A 14,150-nucleotide genomic window follows, 5' to 3' on the forward strand; every position below is an offset into this window, starting at 1 on the left:
GGATGACATTCCTTCCGCCATCCCCCCGCCATGCCGCAACCCGCCCGACCCGTAACAGGGGCCACGCGCTGCGCCTTGCATCTGTAGCCCTGCCGCTTGCAGCACTGGCAGGATGCATGGTTGGGCCGAAATATCACCGTCCCGACGCCATCGTATCGGCACGCTTCAAGGAACTGCGCCCCGAACCCGGCTGGGAAAACGCCGCTCCCCAGATGGCCGAACTACCCAAGCATGACTGGTGGACAATCTATAACGACCCGATCCTGAACGGGCTTGAGACACAGGTCGCAATTTCCAACCAGAACATCAAGGAATACGAGGCCAACTACCGCAACGCCCGCGCCATGATCGACAGCATCCGTGCGCAGCTCTTCCCCACCATAAGCGGCAGCCTTGGCTTCAACCGCGCAGGCCACGGGGAGGGGTCGCTTTCCTCATCGGGCAGCAACTACGCCAAAGAAGGGACGACTTACAACACCTACAACCTGGGGCCGAGTGCCAGCTGGGATCTCGACCTGTGGGGCAAGATCCGCCGCCAGGTGCAGGAGCAGGTTACCGCAGCCCAGGCCAGTGCGGCCGATCTGGCCAATGCCACCCTGTCCTACCAGGCGCAGTTGGCCACCGCCTACTTCAACCTGCGCTACCAGGACAGCCTGACGGACCTGCTGCAACGCTACGTGCGCTTCAATGAACAGGCGCTTCAGATAACCCAGAACCAGTTCGACGCCGGCACGGCCGATCCCACCGCCGTGCTGCAGGCACGTACCACGCTGGAGCAGAACCGGGCTTCCCTTGTTCAGGCCGGGATCAACCGCGCGCAGTACGAACATGCCATTGCCGTACTGATCGGCAAGCCACCTGCCGATGTCTCGATCGCACCCGCCGCCCTGTCACGCACCGTGCCACCCATTCCGGTCACGGTGCCTTCCGACCTGCTGCAACGCCGCCCGGACATTGCAGCGGCCGAACGCACGATGGAACAGTATAACGCCCAGATCGGTGCCGACATGGCGGCGTTCTATCCCGATGTCACCATCAACGCCAGCTACGCGCAAAGCGGTGGTGATCCGGTCACTTCGCTCATGAGTGTTGCCAACCGCGTATGGTCACTGGGCGCGTCCGCCACCGAGATATTGTTCTCGGGCGGGTCGCGCACGGCTGCGGTGCATGAAGCCAATGCGCAGTATGATAACGCGGTCGCCACCTATCGCCAGACCGTACTGACCGCGCTGCAAAATACGGAAGACCAGCTTTCCAACCTGCGCATCCTGTCACAGCAGTCCGCGCAGCAGCAGAAAGCGCTGGACTTTGCCAACCGCACGGTCGAGGTCTCGCTCAACCAGTACCAAGCCGGGACCGAGATCTACACGACCGTCATCACCAACGAAAATTCTGCCCTGTCCTCTGCCGAGACTCTGCTTGGCATCCAGCAGCAGCGCATGGTGGACAGCGTCAGCCTGGTACAGGCACTTGGTGGCGGATGGGATGCCTCCCGCCTGCCGTCCAAGAAATCGCTGCAGAAGGATAACCCGCTGCTGCCTTCCTTCATCCAGAAAGACACCAATAAATAGGCATGAAAAAACCCCCTGTGCCGGATGGCAGCAGGGGGTTTTCTGCATTGGAAATGCGCTGTCAGCTTGATAGCGACCGGGCCGTGAACAGGCCGATCAGCAGTACCACCACGAATATCGTGATGGCGATAAAGAAAAGTATCTTTGCCATGCCGGCCGAAGCGGCGGAAATACCACTGAACCCGAACACACCGGCAATCAGTGAGATAATTAGAAAAAACAGTGCCAGTTTCAGCATGGTATTTGTCCTTGCAGGTAAGTCATGGCAGACCAACGCGCCAGCATGACATATGTTGCCTTATTTATGCACGGCGCCGCATGAACAGGGTCGCAACAAAACCCAGCAGGGACGCGCCAAGCAGCGCCAGTAGCGGACGGTCCGCCGTCATGTCGCGCACGGTATCCAGGATATCGCCCAGACCCTGTTGCGCCATGCCACCTGCACCCTGCATCCGTGCGGAAAATGGAGCGCCAGGATCACCGGCAAGGCCGTCCAGTCCATCTTGCAGCCGACCGATGCCTTCCTCCAGATGGGTTTCTAAATTGGGGGTATCTGTCATGTTCCATATTTCCTTGCGTGCCAGTGGGGCAGGTCCATGCGCCACACCCGACCCCGTTAGCCCTGATTCCTGCCAGTGGTCAGCAGGCCCTGTGGGACAGGCTTATCATATCTCCGATGCCTGCCAATAGGCTGCATCCGCACCGAGATTCTCTTCCCCCGCGATCAGGCGCTTCATGCGCTCCGCCATGGCGCGCATGGCCGGCGCGGTCCGGTCACGCGGGCGGGGACCAACCGTAAAGTCGCCCCGCAGCCCGGCGGGATGCCCGGCAAGAATGATGATCCGGTCCGCCAGCACCAGTGCTTCATCAAGGTCATGGGTCACAAACAGCACAGTGCCCTGCGTGCGGCCATGGATGCGCAGCAGTTCCTGCTGCAATGCCGTGCGGGTAATCGCATCCAGCGCGCCGAAGGGTTCATCCATCAGCAGTAGGTCCGGCTCGACCGTCAGGGCGCGGGCCACGCCCACGCGCTGGCGCTGGCCGCCAGAAAGCTGACGGGGCCAGCGGTTCGTCTTGTCCGCAAGCCCTACCAGATCCAGCGCCGCCATGGCGCGCGCCCGCCGCGCGGCCCGGTCCAGCCCCAGCCCCTCCAGCCCCAGTTCCACATTGCGCAGCACGCTGCGCCACGGCATGAGCTTGGCATCCTGAAACACCATGGCTGCTGGCCGGTGCACGCTCGCGGGCGTTGATTTCAGTTCAACCCGTCCTTCGCTGGGCGGCATAAGCCCCATGATGACGCGTAGCAACGTCGACTTGCCCACGCCCGATGGCCCAAGCAGGGCCACGAACTCACCGCGCCGGATCTCCAGATCGACATGCCGCAGGATAAAGCTGCGCCCATGGTCATGGGACAGGCCGATATCCTCCAGCCGTACCACTACATCCGCCGTGGTGGTGGGTGTCGCCACGTTATTCATTCCTAACAGTCCCTAACCCTGCCAGCCCAGCAACCGCCTGCGCACCAGCATGAACAGCGTATCGGTCAGCGCATAGAGCAGGGCCATGGTCAGCATGTAGACCACGACAAGATCAGTTGCCAGCAGGCTGGAGGCCTGCATCATCCGCGCGCCAATGCCCGGAACGCCAAACAGTTCCGCCGCCACAACCGACATCCATGCCTGTCCCAGCCCCGTACGCAGCCCCGCCAGCACGCCGGGAGCGGATGCCGGAATGACCACCGTGCGCAGCCGTGCCCAGAACCCGCCATGCCCGAACGAGGCCGCGACTTCGTACAGGTCCGGGTCAATCGACTGCACGGCCCCGTAGGCCGCGTAGAAATTGATCCAGAAGACCGAAACGGCGATGACAAACGTGGCCCCCGCCGTATTGAGCCCGAACCACAGAATGGCAAAGGGCACCCATGCCAGCCCCGGAATGGGCCGCAGTACCCGCACCACACCCGATAGCAGGCCATCAAGCAGCAGCACCGTCCCGCACAGCAGGCCAAGCAGCGTACCCAGCACGGAACCCGCCAGCAGGCCGGTCAGGTAATGGGTCAGGCTATCGCATATGGCCTGTGTCCAGGCACCACTGCGTACTTCCCCCAGCCAGGCCGGACCAAGGCTGGTGGGCGCGGGTAGCAGGCCCGATGGCACCCAGCCAAGGCGGATGGCGGCCTCCCACATGCCAAACAGAACTCCAAGACCCACCGCGCCCAGCAGTGGACGCAGCAGGGCAGAATGCCGCATGGTCATTGAGCGATCTGCTTGTAGGGTTCCTGGTCGAACAGTGCCTCCACGGGCTCTGCCTTGTGCAGTAGGCCGACCTGGACTTCGAAATCCTGTAACTTGCCTACCGCATCCACAATTTTCGCCGGGTCGGACACGAACCCGGCCGCCGAAGCCTTCAGCGCCTCGATAATGATATCCTTGGGCAGCATACCGCCGCCAAGGGCCTGCTGCACGTAGGGTTCAGCCTGTTCGGGGTCCGTTGCCAGCAGGTGCGTTGCCTTGACAAAGCTGCTGATGAACGCACCTTTCCACGCGGCGCGGTCTGGCGCGTCCTCATTGAGGATAGCCAGCACCGAACCGGGCTGGCCGGGCATGAGGTCATGGCCAGAAGCCAGAACCCGCATGCCGGGCATACGGTGGCGGATAATGGTCAGCGCAGGCTCACGCAGGATGGCCGCATCCACCGCACCCGCCAGGAATGCCTGCTGGGCCGCATCAATATCAATACCAACAATATCTGTCACCTGATCCGGTTCCAGCCCGTTACGCGCCTTGAGCCAGAAGCGCAGCAGGGTATCAGGCACCGAACCCATGGGCTGGGCTGCGATCTTGGGTTTGTGGCCTGCCTTGCCCGTAAAATCGGCAAAGCGCTGACGCAGCGCATCGGGACCAAGCGGGGCAGGCTGTTCAGGTAGGTCCACCGCCAGCGCGCCACGTGAGACAACTTCCAGTTCCTCTGTCGCCGCACTGGCCACGACCTTCACGTCCGCGCCATGCGCACGCGCCTGCAGCAGCGGCAGGACACCCGCGACATAGGCATCGATCTTGCCTGATACCAATGCCTGTATTGCCTGTGGCCCGGACTGGAAGCGAACAAGCTGCATGTCGATCCCGGCATCGCGTGCCCAGTTCTTACCCTGCATGACAAACAGCGGCGCAGAGCCAATAACCGGGATATAGCCAACACGCACCGTGGCGGCATGGGCACTCCCGCACAAGCCCAGTGCCGCCACCAGTGCATGAAGGCTGCGACGTATTACACGCCGGAATGGGGATTCTGTCATGGCAAAAGCCCTGTCTGCTACGCGGTAAAGGAATATATGGTTCAATACACTATGGAAACCATATGTAATCCAGATTGAATTTCTATATAACGATAAAATAATGTTGGTTTAAAAAAAGTCACAAAAAAACCCGGCCGAAGCCGGGTTTTCGTAAAAAACCAGACAGCCTCAGGCAGCCAGGTTTTCTTCATGGTTGGCTTCGGGGCGCGGACCGCTGTCCTGACCCTTCGCCGACACATCGCGGTCAACCAGTTCGATTACGGCCATGTCAGCCGCATCGCCATGGCGCATGCCCGCACGCAGCACACGGGTGTAACCACCCTGGCGCGTCTTGTAGCGGTCAGCCACGGTGGCAAACAGCTTGGACACGATCTTGTCGTCACGCAGCTGAGCGAAAGCCAGACGGCGGGCGTGCAGGTCGCCACGCTTGCCAAGGGTGATCAGCTTCTCCACAACCGGGCGCAGCTCCTTCGCCTTGGGCAATGTAGTGGTGATCTGTTCGTGCTTGATCAGGGCGACAGCCATGTTGCGAAACATGGCCAGTCGATGGGACGAGGTAACGCCGAGCTTACGGCCGGCAACACCGTGACGCATGATGTAATTTCCTGTTTTATCCGGTTCAGAGGATCAGAACGGCTCGTCGAGCCTCTTCGCCAGATCTTCGATATTTTCCGGCGGCCAGGCCGGGACATTCATACCCAGTGAAAGCCCCATGGCAGTCAGGACTTCCTTGATCTCGTTGAGCGACTTGCGGCCGAAGTTCGGCGTGCGCAGCATCTCTTGCTCGGTCTTCTGAACCAGATCACCGATATAGACGATGTTGTCGTTCTTCAGGCAGTTGGCGCTACGAACCGACAGCTCCAGTTCATCCACCTTGCGCAGCAGGTTGCGGTTGAACGGCAGATCGTCCTGCGGTTCTTCCGTGCGCACCGTGCGCGGCTCATCGAAGTTGATGAACAGCTGGAGCTGGTCCTGCAGAATCCGCGCGGCAAGTGCCACGGCATCTTCAGGCGTTACCGCACCGTTGGTCTCGACTGTCAGCAGCAGGCGGTCATAATCAGTGACCTGACCCACGCGGGTCTGCTCGACCTTGTAGGACACGCGGCGCACGGGCGAGTAGATGGCATCAACCGGGATTAGGCCGATCGGCGCATCTTCCGGGCGGTTGGCCGCTGCCGGAACATACCCCTTGCCCATGTTCACGGTGAACTCCATCCCGAACTTCACCCCTTCATCAAGGGTACAAATCACGAGATCTGGGTTCATGACCTCAATGTCATGCCCGGTCTGGATCTGGCCGGCACGCACTTCACCGGGGCCAGTGGCCGTCAGCACCATGCGCTTGGGGCCTTCACCATGCATCCGCAACGCGAGCTGCTTGATGTTGAGCACGATATCGGTCACGTCTTCACGAACACCCGCCACCGACGAGAATTCATGCAGTACGCCGTCAATCTGGATTGCCGTAACCGCAGCCCCCTGCAGGGACGACAGCAGAACCCGACGGATCGCGTTACCCAGCGTCATGCCAAAGCCGCGTTCCAGCGGTTCGGCAACAACTGTAGCAATGCGTGAAGGTTCCGCCCCCGGTTCGACTTCCAGCTTTTCCGGCTTGATCAGGGATTGCCAGTTTTTCTGGAGGACCAAGGTAATGGCCTTTCAAGACTGATCTGCCGCTTTTTATGGCGGCAGATGGTACCCCACCCCACGGGGAGATACCGGAATGACAATCTTCCCCCGCATGCGGGGGAATACGACTAACGCGGGACGCCGATCAGACGCGACGGCGCTTGCGCGGACGGCAACCGTTATGCGGCACCGGCGTCATGTCGCGGATGGCCGTGATCGAGAAACCGACAGCCTGGAGGGCACGCAGGGCGCTCTCACGCCCCGACCCGGGACCGGAAACCTCAATTTCCAGCGTCTCCATGCCGTGCTCACGTGCCTTGCGGCCTGCATCCTCGGCTGCAACCTGCGCTGCATACGGGGTGGACTTGCGCGATCCCTTGAAGCCCTGAGCACCAGCAGAAGACCAGGCAATCGCATTACCCTGGGCATCGGAGATGGTGATCATGGTGTTGTTAAATGTGGACAGCACATGCGCCACACCGGAAATGATGTTTTTCCGCTCTTTCTTGCGAATACGCGGAGCCGCAGCTTTCGCCATAGTTTTCTCGATCCTGTCAGTTCAAACGGTGCGCGGGACAGATAACGCCCCGTGCTTTCATACCTGGCAATCCGCTGATTAGCGGGTTGCCTTCTTCTTGCCCGCAATAGCCACGGCCTTACCCTTACGGGTACGGGCGTTGGTATGAGTCCGCTGACCATGGACAGGCAGCCCGCGCCGGTGACGCAGGCCACGGTAACAGCCAAGGTCCATCAGACGCTTGATGTTCATCGCCACTTCACGGCGAAGATCACCTTCCACGCGGTAATTGCTGTCGATCAGTTCACGGATCTTGCCGATCTCATCATCAGACAGTTCATTCACGCGCCGCTCAGCCGGGATTTCCAGCTGGTCGCAGATCGCCTGGGCCTTCGTCGCCCCGATACCATAGATATAACGCAGGGCAATTGTGACCCGCTTGTTAGTTGGGATGTTCACGCCGGCAATACGTGCCACGCCACTTACTCCTCGTCCGCCCTGTTCGGGGCACTACATTTAGGCAGGGCTGCTTCACACCACCTGCCCGATTGGCAGGAGCGCCGTGAACATACCGGTCTAACCGGCCAACCCAGCATCATTCATTCAGGCCGTGCGCGCCGGACTGTTAAGCCCGACTCAACACGACATTCATACCTTGAGGGCGCGCAATATACTGCTGCCCCCCTATGAGTCAATTATTTCTAATCACTTTTTAGTGATACGATCGATAACTGCAAACACTTCCCGTGTCACCACGTCAATGTCGGCCATACCATCGATACGGTACAGGCGCTTCTCCGCTTCATAATAAGGCAGGATCGGCGCCGTCAGTTCACGGTAGGTTTTCAGGCGTGCGGCAACAGTTTCACGCCGGTCATCTTCCCGGCGAATGAACTCATGCCCACCACACACATCGCATGTACCTTCAACCTTCGGCCGCTTGAACACATCGTTATAGCCCGCCCCACACTTGGCGCAGGTATAACGGCCCGCTATGCGGTCGGCCAAGGCTTCTTCATCCACATCCAGCAGCAGCACCGCATCGATATGCTGCCCGCTACGCGCCAGCATCGTATCAAGCGCCTCAGCCTGCGCACGGGTGCGCGGGAATCCATCAAGGATAAAGCCCTTCGCGCAATCGGGTTGGCGGATACGGCTCTCGATCATGGCAATGATCAGGTCATCAGGGACAAGCCTGCCTTCCGCCATGATTGTCTTGACCTGCTTCCCCAGGAGGCTGCCCGCCGCAACTTCCGCGCGCAGCATATCCCCGGTCGAGATCTGTGCGATTCCATACCGCTCTTCCAGTCGTTTTGACTGCGTGCCTTTACCGGCACCTGGCGGTCCAAGAAAAATGATGTTCAACGCATTCTACCCTTTCTGCCCCGTCCCCGGCGCATGAGTCCCTGATACTGGTGCGCCACAAGATGCGACTGCACCTGTGTGACCGTATCAATCGTTACCGTCACGATAATGATCAGACTCGTACCGCCAAAATAGAAAGGCACGTTGTAATGACTGATCAGGATCTGCGGCAACAGGCAGACCGCCACCAGATAGAGCGCACCGATGGTTGTGATGCGGGTCAGGATGCGATCAAAGAACGCAGCCGTGTTCGCTCCGGGGCGGATACCCGGCACAAAGCCACCCTGCTTGCGCAGGTTCTCTGCCGTTTCCTGCGGGTTAAACGTCACCGCCGCATAGAAATACGAGAAGAACACAATCATCGCCGCATAGAACAGCATGTAGAGAGGCTGTCCCTGCCCCAGCTCCTGCCCCAGGAAGGACAGCCATCCCGGCATGGAACTATTATTGACGAATCCGGCAATCGTGACCGGAATCAGCAATACGGAGGAGGCGAAGATAGGCGGAATGGACCCCGCAGTATTGACCTTGAGCGGCATGTGGGTGGAATCCCCCCCAAACATCCGCTGACCGACCTGCCGCTTGGGGTATTGGATGACAACCCTGCGTTGCGCCAATTCCATAAACACGATGAACGCAATGGTGATGGCAGCCAGTACCAGAAAGACCAACACGAAGAACGGGGAAAGCGCGCCGGTGTATCCAAGCTGGAACAGACTCGCCAGGGCATTGGGCAGATTTGCCACAATACCGGCGAAGATGATCAGCGAGATCCCGTTACCGACTCCCCGCGACGTGATCTGTTCACCCAGCCACATCAAGAACATGGTCCCGCCCACAAGGGTAAGAACGCACGAAACGATGAAGAACATGCCAGGGGAGACAACGGCAGACCCGGCCTCGGTATGCATGTTCTCAAGCCCGATAGCTATGCCGTAGGCCTGAAACAGAGCAATCACGACCGTCAGATAGCGCGTATATTCATTGAGCTTGCGCCGTCCGCCCTCCCCTTCCTTCTTCAGGGCCTCGAGGGAGGGAATGGCCGCTGACATCAACTGTACAATGATCGAAGCGCTGATATAGGGCATGATATTCAATGCGAATACGGTCATGCGCCCCAGCGCACCACCTGTAAACATGTCGAACATACCCAGAATACCGCCCTGATGCCGGGCCAGAAGCTGCCCCATCACCGTCGCATCGACGCCAGGAACGGGGATATAGGTGCCAATCCGGTAAACGATCAGCGCACCAAGGGTGAACCAGATACGCTTCTTCAGTTCCGTCGCATTGGCGAAGGAGCTGAAATTCAAATTGGCAGCCAACTGTTCGGCCGCGGAGGCCATGCGCCCATCCTTTCACAAGAACAGCGCCACCGCTGGAGGCGGGACGCTGTCATGATAAAAAAAACCGCAGAAAGTAATAAAGCGATGCGCCCGCCGAGTGCAAGCAGCATCGCTTTTATTATGCTTCGGGTACAGAACGCGTCTGTATCCCGAACCGGTCATTCCGCGGCAGGAGCCTGCTGCTTCTGCACTTTGACCTGCACCTTGCCACCAGCTTTTTCCACTGCGGCAATGGCGCCGGCGGAAGCTCCGGCCACTTCAATGGTCACAGCATGACTCAGTTCACCGTCACCAAGCAGGCGGATACCGGCAAAGCGACCCGAACCGATCAGGCCGGCCTTGATCAGCACTTCTTCCGTCACGACAGCCTTAGCATCAACCTTGCCTGCCGCGATGGCCTTGTCCAGCGTGCCCAGATTCACCACCGCATAATCCTTGCGGAAGATGTTCTTGAAGCCACGCTTGGGCAGACGACGGTAGATGGGCAGCTGACCGCCTTCAAAACCGTTCAGTGACACGCCAGAGCGTGCCTTCTGCCCCTTGACGCCCTTGCCGGACGTCTTGCCCTTTCCAGAGCCGATACCGCGACCAAGGCGCTTCTTTGTATAGCGCGCGCCTTCGTTGTCACGAAGTTCGTTCAGGTTCATCTCAATCCTCCACCTTGATCAGGTGGGACACCTTGCGGATCATGCCGCGAACTGAAGGAGTATCCTCCAGTTCGCGGGTCCGACCGATCTTGTTCAGGCCAAGACCGACCAGCGTAGCCTGCTGGCCCGGCTTCTGTCCGTTCCCGGAATGTAGCTGGGTAACGCGAATGGTTGCCTTGGTATCAGACATCGGCCGCAGCCTCCGTCGCTACCGCAGCCTCGCGGCGACCCAGAATGTCGGAAACCTTCTTGCCACGGCGGTTGGCTACCGAACGCGGGCTGGCGCAACGCTCCAGCGCGGCGAACGTCGCCTTGACCATGTTGTGCGGGTTCCGGGTTCCAAGCGACTTGGCCACCACGTCATTGATGCCCAGGCTTTCGAACACGGCGCGCATCGGACCACCGGCAATGATGCCCGTGCCTGCATCAGCAGAGCGCAGGACCACCTTGCCCGCCCCGAAGTGACCGGCCACATCGTGATGCAGCGTACGGCCTTCCTTCATTGGAACGCGGATCATGGTGCGCTTGGCGCGGTCGGTTGCCTTACGGATCGCCTCGGGGACTTCACGGGCCTTGCCCGCACCAAACCCTACGCGACCCTTCTGGTCACCAACCACAACCAGTGCTGCGAATGCAAAGCGGCGACCGCCCTTTACTACCTTAGCAACACGATTGATCGTGACCAGCTTGTCGACCAGATCGTCGCCTTCGCGATCGCGATCGCGACCACCCCGGCCGCCTTCTCTCGGTTCACGTGCCATTATGCGTGACCCTTCCGTCAGAACGAGAGACCGCCCTCACGGGCAGCCTCCGCCAGGGCCTTGATACGCCCATGATAGAGATACGCGCCGCGGTCGAAAACGACCTTCGACACACCTGCAGCCACCGCGCGCTCCGCCAGAAGCTTGCCGACCGCACCCGCCGCCGTGACATCCGTTCCACCCTTGAGGGCAGAACGCAGGTCTTTTTCCAGGGATGACGCGGCAGCCAGCGTACGGCCAGCAGCATCGTCGATCACCTGCGCGTAGATGTTCTTGCCTGAGCGGAACACCGACAGACGCGGACGGCCACCGCTCTTGCGGCGAAGCTGGAAACGAAGGCGCTGACGCCGCCGTTCCCGCAGATCCTTCTGCGTGCTCATTATTTCTTCTTGCCTTCCTTGCGACGGATGGTTTCCGTTTCATAACGGACACCCTTGCCCTTGTAGGGCTCGGGCTTGCGGAAGCTACGGATATCCAGTGCCACCTGACCAACCCGCTGCTTGTCGATTCCCTCGACCGTCACGGCCGTCGGCCGCGGGGTGGTGATCTTGATACCTTCAGGAATCGCATAGACGATGTCATGCGAATAACCAAGGTTCATGACCAGGTTCTTGCCCTGCACCGCAGCACGGTAACCTGTGCCGGAGATTTCCAGAGTCTTGGAAAACCCTTCGGATACGCCCTTGACCATACCCGCGATCAGGGAACGCGTGGTCCCCCACATCATACGGGCCTGAGCCAGCGTACCAACCGGCTTGACCGCAACCTTGCCGTCAGCAACATCGACTGCAACATGCCCGGACAGCAGCAGCTTGAGTTCACCAAGCTTGCCTTTTGCCGTCAGCACACCATCAGTAATGGAAACCTGAACGCCCGACGGAACTTCGACGGGATATTTGCCCACTCGCGACATTTATCCCTCCTTAGAACACACGGCAGAGGACTTCACCGCCAACATTGGCAGCGCGGGCCTCCGCATCGGACAGAACACCGCGGGGAGTCGACAGGATCGACACACCCAGCCCGGCATAGACGCGCGGTAATTCCTTGATCTTGGAATAGACACGGCGGCCAGGCTTGGACACACGGTGGATTTCTTTGATGACCGGCTCACCATCGAGATACTTCAGCTCGATGCGCAGCTGGGCCACACCCTTGCGCAGTTCCTCGCGGGAGAAACCACGAATATAGCCCTCGCGGCGCAGGGCCTCGAGAACACTGGCGCGCAGCTTGGAAGCCGGCGCCACGCAGGCAGCATGCCGTGCACGCTGCGCGTTGCGGATCCGGGTGAGCAGATCACCCAAAGGATCAGAAAGTGACATCGTTCCCTGCCCTTACCAGCTCGATTTAACCATACCCGGGATCTGACCATTGGAGGCCAGGTCGCGCAGGGCGATACGGCAGAGTTCGAACTTTCTGTAATTGGCGCGGGGACGCCCCGTCAACTTGCAGCGCAGACGCACGCGGACGCGCGAACCATTGCGAGGAAGTTCAGCAAGCTTGAGCGATGCATCAAATCGATCCTCGACCGGCAGAGAGCGGTCCATGATGATGTTCTTCAACGCAGTCCGCTTAGCCCGATCCCGGGTTGCCATGCGCTCGCGCTTGACATTCCGGTTAACGGCGGAAATTTTGGCCATGCCTTGTTTTACCCTCCGGAACCTGTTGGGCCAGTCCCAACGGTTTTCCAAACAACGTGTGTATTAGGTCTTCTGGACTTCAGACGGAAGCCCTTTCTCTACATTTTATGCAGAGAAGGGCAGATCAAACGCCTTGAGCAGAGCCTTTGCTTCCGCATCCGTCTTCGCGGTGGTCACGAAGATGATATCCATGCCGCGGATTTCGTCTACTTTGTCGTATTCGATTTCCGGGAAGACAATCTGTTCCTTCAGGCCCATCGCAAAGTTGCCACGACCATCGAAACCCTTGTTCGCCGGCAGTCCGCGGAAATCACGCACGCGCGGCAGGGCGATCGTCACCAGCCGATCAAGGAACTCGAACATCTGCGTGCGACGCAGCGTCACCTTGCAGCCGATAGGCAGACCTTCACGGATCTTGAAGCCTGCGATCGCCTTCTTGGCAACCGTCTTGACCGGCTTCTGACCGGCAATGAGGGTCATTTCCTTCAGTGCGGCGTCCAGCTTCTTCTGGTCACCAGCCGCCTCACCCACGCCCATGTTCAGGACGATCTTCTCAAGACGGGGAACCTGCATCTCGTTGGCGTAACCGAACTGCTCGCGCAGCTTCGCACGCATTTCCGTCAGGTAGCGCTGCTGCATGCGCGGCACGGGACGGGCTTCTTTCACTTCAGACATACCCGCCTCCTCAGCCTTCGATTACTTCGCCGGTCGCCTTGGCGACACGAACCTTGCGACCATCTTCCAGAACGCGAAAGCCGACCTTGGTCGGATCGCCACTCTTGGGATCGATCAGCTTCAGGTTGGACAGATGAACGGGCATTTCCTTCTGGACAATACCACCCTGCTCACCCATGCGGGAGGGACGGGTATGACGCTTGGCAATCGCTACACCACGCACAACGGCCTTGTTGGCTGCTGGCAGGACTGTCACGACCTCCCCACGGGTTCCCTTGGAACCACCGGTGATGACCAGAACCTGGTCACCCTTCTTGATACGAGCAGCCATTTACAGCACCTCCGGCGCCAGCGAAATGATCTTCATGAACTTGCGCGCACGCAGTTCACGCACGACCGGGCCAAAAATACGGGTACCGATCGGCTCCTGCTGCTTGTTAATCAGCACGGCCGCATTGCGGTCAAACCGGATGGCGCTGCCGTCAGCACGACGCACCGGGTAGGACGTACGAACGATCACCGCCTGGTGAACATCGCCCTTCTTGACCTTACCGCGGGGAATGGCTTCCTTGACGGACACGACAATCACGTCGCCGACCGAGGCAGTCTTCCGCTTGGAACCGCCCAGCACCTTGATGCACTGCACCTGACGCGCGCCAGAATTATCGGCGACGTCAAGGTTGGTCTCGGGATGGATCATGGTC

Annotated in this window: 22 protein-coding genes; 1 reads left to right on the forward strand and 21 read right to left on the reverse strand. The window is 59.7% G+C overall.

The features are described 5' to 3' along the window. Positions 1-2 precede the first annotated feature (2 nt). Positions 3-1,571, forward strand: a complete 1,569-nt coding sequence (locus GLX_RS05420) for an efflux transporter outer membrane subunit (protein WP_014105009.1) — start codon at positions 3-5, stop codon at positions 1,569-1,571. A gap of 61 nt (positions 1,572-1,632) precedes the next feature. On the opposite strand, the gene GLX_RS16705 is transcribed toward GLX_RS05420, so the two are convergent. From GLX_RS16705 to rplN, 21 genes are all read right to left on the reverse strand, one after another. Beyond that, positions 1,633-1,809, reverse strand: a complete 177-nt coding sequence (locus tag GLX_RS16705) for a DUF1328 domain-containing protein (protein WP_014105010.1) — start codon at positions 1,807-1,809, stop codon at positions 1,633-1,635. 64 nt (positions 1,810-1,873) lie between these two features. Beyond that, positions 1,874-2,131, reverse strand: a complete 258-nt coding sequence (locus GLX_RS05430; protein ID WP_014105011.1) for a hypothetical protein — start codon at positions 2,129-2,131, stop codon at positions 1,874-1,876. A gap of 105 nt (positions 2,132-2,236) precedes the next feature. Next, a complete protein-coding gene (locus GLX_RS05435; protein ID WP_014105012.1) occupies positions 2,237-3,049 on the reverse strand; it encodes an ABC transporter ATP-binding protein in 813 nt (270 codons plus the stop codon). 12 nt (positions 3,050-3,061) lie between these two features. Further along, a complete protein-coding gene (locus GLX_RS05440) occupies positions 3,062-3,826 on the reverse strand; it encodes an ABC transporter permease (RefSeq protein ID WP_014105013.1) in 765 nt (254 codons plus the stop codon). Continuing rightward, positions 3,823-4,866, reverse strand: coding sequence for an ABC transporter substrate-binding protein (locus tag GLX_RS05445; RefSeq protein ID WP_014105014.1), 1,044 nt, complete (start codon positions 4,864-4,866; stop codon positions 3,823-3,825). The genes GLX_RS05440 and GLX_RS05445 overlap by 4 nt, the downstream gene beginning before the upstream one ends. Before the next feature lie 168 nt (positions 4,867-5,034). Further along, a complete protein-coding gene (gene rplQ / locus GLX_RS05450) occupies positions 5,035-5,460 on the reverse strand; it encodes a 50S ribosomal protein L17 (RefSeq protein WP_014105015.1) in 426 nt (141 codons plus the stop codon). A gap of 33 nt (positions 5,461-5,493) precedes the next feature. Further along, complete coding sequence (locus GLX_RS05455; protein WP_007399646.1) at positions 5,494-6,513, reverse strand: DNA-directed RNA polymerase subunit alpha; 1,020 nt, start codon at positions 6,511-6,513, stop codon at positions 5,494-5,496. A gap of 127 nt (positions 6,514-6,640) precedes the next feature. Beyond that, positions 6,641-7,033 (reverse strand): 30S ribosomal protein S11, encoded by a 393-nt coding sequence (rpsK, locus tag GLX_RS05460; protein WP_003621069.1) that lies wholly within the window; start codon positions 7,031-7,033, stop codon positions 6,641-6,643. A 78-nt stretch (positions 7,034-7,111) separates the two neighbouring features. Further along, on the reverse strand, positions 7,112-7,489 hold the full coding sequence (gene rpsM / locus GLX_RS05465; RefSeq protein WP_007399643.1) for a 30S ribosomal protein S13: 378 nt from the start codon (positions 7,487-7,489) through the stop codon (positions 7,112-7,114). A 228-nt stretch (positions 7,490-7,717) separates the two neighbouring features. Continuing rightward, complete coding sequence (locus GLX_RS05470) at positions 7,718-8,377, reverse strand: adenylate kinase (protein WP_014105016.1); 660 nt, start codon at positions 8,375-8,377, stop codon at positions 7,718-7,720. Then, positions 8,374-9,723 carry a preprotein translocase subunit SecY gene (gene secY / locus GLX_RS05475; RefSeq protein WP_014105017.1) on the reverse strand — a complete coding sequence of 450 codons (1,350 nt, stop codon included), beginning with the start codon at positions 9,721-9,723 and terminating at the stop codon, positions 8,374-8,376. The genes GLX_RS05470 and secY overlap by 4 nt, the downstream gene beginning before the upstream one ends. A gap of 158 nt (positions 9,724-9,881) precedes the next feature. Beyond that, complete coding sequence (rplO, locus tag GLX_RS05480) at positions 9,882-10,370, reverse strand: 50S ribosomal protein L15 (protein ID WP_014105018.1); 489 nt, start codon at positions 10,368-10,370, stop codon at positions 9,882-9,884. 1 nt (position 10,371) lies between these two features. After that, positions 10,372-10,560, reverse strand: coding sequence for a 50S ribosomal protein L30 (gene rpmD / locus GLX_RS05485; protein ID WP_007399639.1), 189 nt, complete (start codon positions 10,558-10,560; stop codon positions 10,372-10,374). After that, complete coding sequence (gene rpsE, locus GLX_RS05490) at positions 10,553-11,131, reverse strand: 30S ribosomal protein S5 (RefSeq protein ID WP_014105019.1); 579 nt, start codon at positions 11,129-11,131, stop codon at positions 10,553-10,555. The genes rpmD and rpsE overlap by 8 nt, the downstream gene beginning before the upstream one ends. Before the next feature lie 17 nt (positions 11,132-11,148). Beyond that, complete coding sequence (gene rplR, locus GLX_RS05495) at positions 11,149-11,511, reverse strand: 50S ribosomal protein L18 (protein WP_014105020.1); 363 nt, start codon at positions 11,509-11,511, stop codon at positions 11,149-11,151. Further along, on the reverse strand, positions 11,511-12,044 hold the full coding sequence (gene rplF, locus GLX_RS05500; RefSeq protein WP_014105021.1) for a 50S ribosomal protein L6: 534 nt from the start codon (positions 12,042-12,044) through the stop codon (positions 11,511-11,513). The genes rplR and rplF overlap by 1 nt, the downstream gene beginning before the upstream one ends. Before the next feature lie 10 nt (positions 12,045-12,054). Then, positions 12,055-12,453: a 30S ribosomal protein S8 gene (rpsH, locus tag GLX_RS05505; RefSeq protein WP_010506719.1), complete on the reverse strand. Its 399-nt coding sequence runs from the start codon at positions 12,451-12,453 to the stop codon at positions 12,055-12,057. A 12-nt stretch (positions 12,454-12,465) separates the two neighbouring features. After that, complete coding sequence (gene rpsN, locus GLX_RS05510; RefSeq protein WP_007399632.1) at positions 12,466-12,771, reverse strand: 30S ribosomal protein S14; 306 nt, start codon at positions 12,769-12,771, stop codon at positions 12,466-12,468. 105 nt (positions 12,772-12,876) lie between these two features. After that, complete coding sequence (gene rplE / locus GLX_RS05515; protein ID WP_014105022.1) at positions 12,877-13,446, reverse strand: 50S ribosomal protein L5; 570 nt, start codon at positions 13,444-13,446, stop codon at positions 12,877-12,879. A gap of 10 nt (positions 13,447-13,456) precedes the next feature. Further along, positions 13,457-13,777, reverse strand: a complete 321-nt coding sequence (gene rplX / locus GLX_RS05520) for a 50S ribosomal protein L24 (RefSeq protein ID WP_014105023.1) — start codon at positions 13,775-13,777, stop codon at positions 13,457-13,459. Next, positions 13,778-14,146 carry a 50S ribosomal protein L14 gene (rplN, locus tag GLX_RS05525; protein ID WP_007399629.1) on the reverse strand — a complete coding sequence of 123 codons (369 nt, stop codon included), beginning with the start codon at positions 14,144-14,146 and terminating at the stop codon, positions 13,778-13,780. Positions 14,147-14,150 lie beyond the last annotated feature (4 nt).

Origin of the sequence: Komagataeibacter medellinensis NBRC 3288, from assembly GCF_000182745.2 — a bacterium.
In the GTDB taxonomy this organism is placed as follows: domain Bacteria; phylum Pseudomonadota; class Alphaproteobacteria; order Acetobacterales; family Acetobacteraceae; genus Komagataeibacter; species Komagataeibacter medellinensis.

Bases quoted from the DNA above. Each gene is read 5' to 3' on its own strand.
- GLX_RS05420 (WP_014105009.1), top strand. From the start codon at position 3: ATGACATTCCTTCCGCCATCCCCCCGCCATGCCGCAACCCGCCCGACC.
- GLX_RS16705 (WP_014105010.1), bottom strand. From the start codon at position 1,809: ATGCTGAAACTGGCACTGTTTTTTCTAATTATCTCACTGATTGCCGGT.
- GLX_RS05430 (WP_014105011.1), bottom strand. From the start codon at position 2,131: ATGACAGATACCCCCAATTTAGAAACCCATCTGGAGGAAGGCATCGGT.
- GLX_RS05435 (WP_014105012.1), bottom strand. From the start codon at position 3,049: ATGAATAACGTGGCGACACCCACCACCACGGCGGATGTAGTGGTACGG.
- GLX_RS05440 (WP_014105013.1), bottom strand. From the start codon at position 3,826: ATGACCATGCGGCATTCTGCCCTGCTGCGTCCACTGCTGGGCGCGGTG.
- GLX_RS05445 (WP_014105014.1), bottom strand. From the start codon at position 4,866: ATGACAGAATCCCCATTCCGGCGTGTAATACGTCGCAGCCTTCATGCA.
- rplQ (WP_014105015.1), bottom strand. From the start codon at position 5,460: ATGCGTCACGGTGTTGCCGGCCGTAAGCTCGGCGTTACCTCGTCCCAT.
- rpsK (WP_003621069.1), bottom strand. From the start codon at position 7,033: ATGGCGAAAGCTGCGGCTCCGCGTATTCGCAAGAAAGAGCGGAAAAAC.
- secY (WP_014105017.1), bottom strand. From the start codon at position 9,723: ATGGCCTCCGCGGCCGAACAGTTGGCTGCCAATTTGAATTTCAGCTCC.
- rplO (WP_014105018.1), bottom strand. From the start codon at position 10,370: ATGAACCTGAACGAACTTCGTGACAACGAAGGCGCGCGCTATACAAAG.
- rpmD (WP_007399639.1), bottom strand. From the start codon at position 10,560: ATGTCTGATACCAAGGCAACCATTCGCGTTACCCAGCTACATTCCGGG.
- rpsE (WP_014105019.1), bottom strand. From the start codon at position 11,131: ATGGCACGTGAACCGAGAGAAGGCGGCCGGGGTGGTCGCGATCGCGAT.
- rplR (WP_014105020.1), bottom strand. From the start codon at position 11,511: ATGAGCACGCAGAAGGATCTGCGGGAACGGCGGCGTCAGCGCCTTCGT.
- rplF (WP_014105021.1), bottom strand. From the start codon at position 12,044: ATGTCGCGAGTGGGCAAATATCCCGTCGAAGTTCCGTCGGGCGTTCAG.
- rpsH (WP_010506719.1), bottom strand. From the start codon at position 12,453: ATGTCACTTTCTGATCCTTTGGGTGATCTGCTCACCCGGATCCGCAAC.
- rpsN (WP_007399632.1), bottom strand. From the start codon at position 12,771: ATGGCCAAAATTTCCGCCGTTAACCGGAATGTCAAGCGCGAGCGCATG.
- rplE (WP_014105022.1), bottom strand. From the start codon at position 13,446: ATGTCTGAAGTGAAAGAAGCCCGTCCCGTGCCGCGCATGCAGCAGCGC.
- rplX (WP_014105023.1), bottom strand. From the start codon at position 13,777: ATGGCTGCTCGTATCAAGAAGGGTGACCAGGTTCTGGTCATCACCGGT.
- rplN (WP_007399629.1), bottom strand. From the start codon at position 14,146: ATGATCCATCCCGAGACCAACCTTGACGTCGCCGATAATTCTGGCGCG.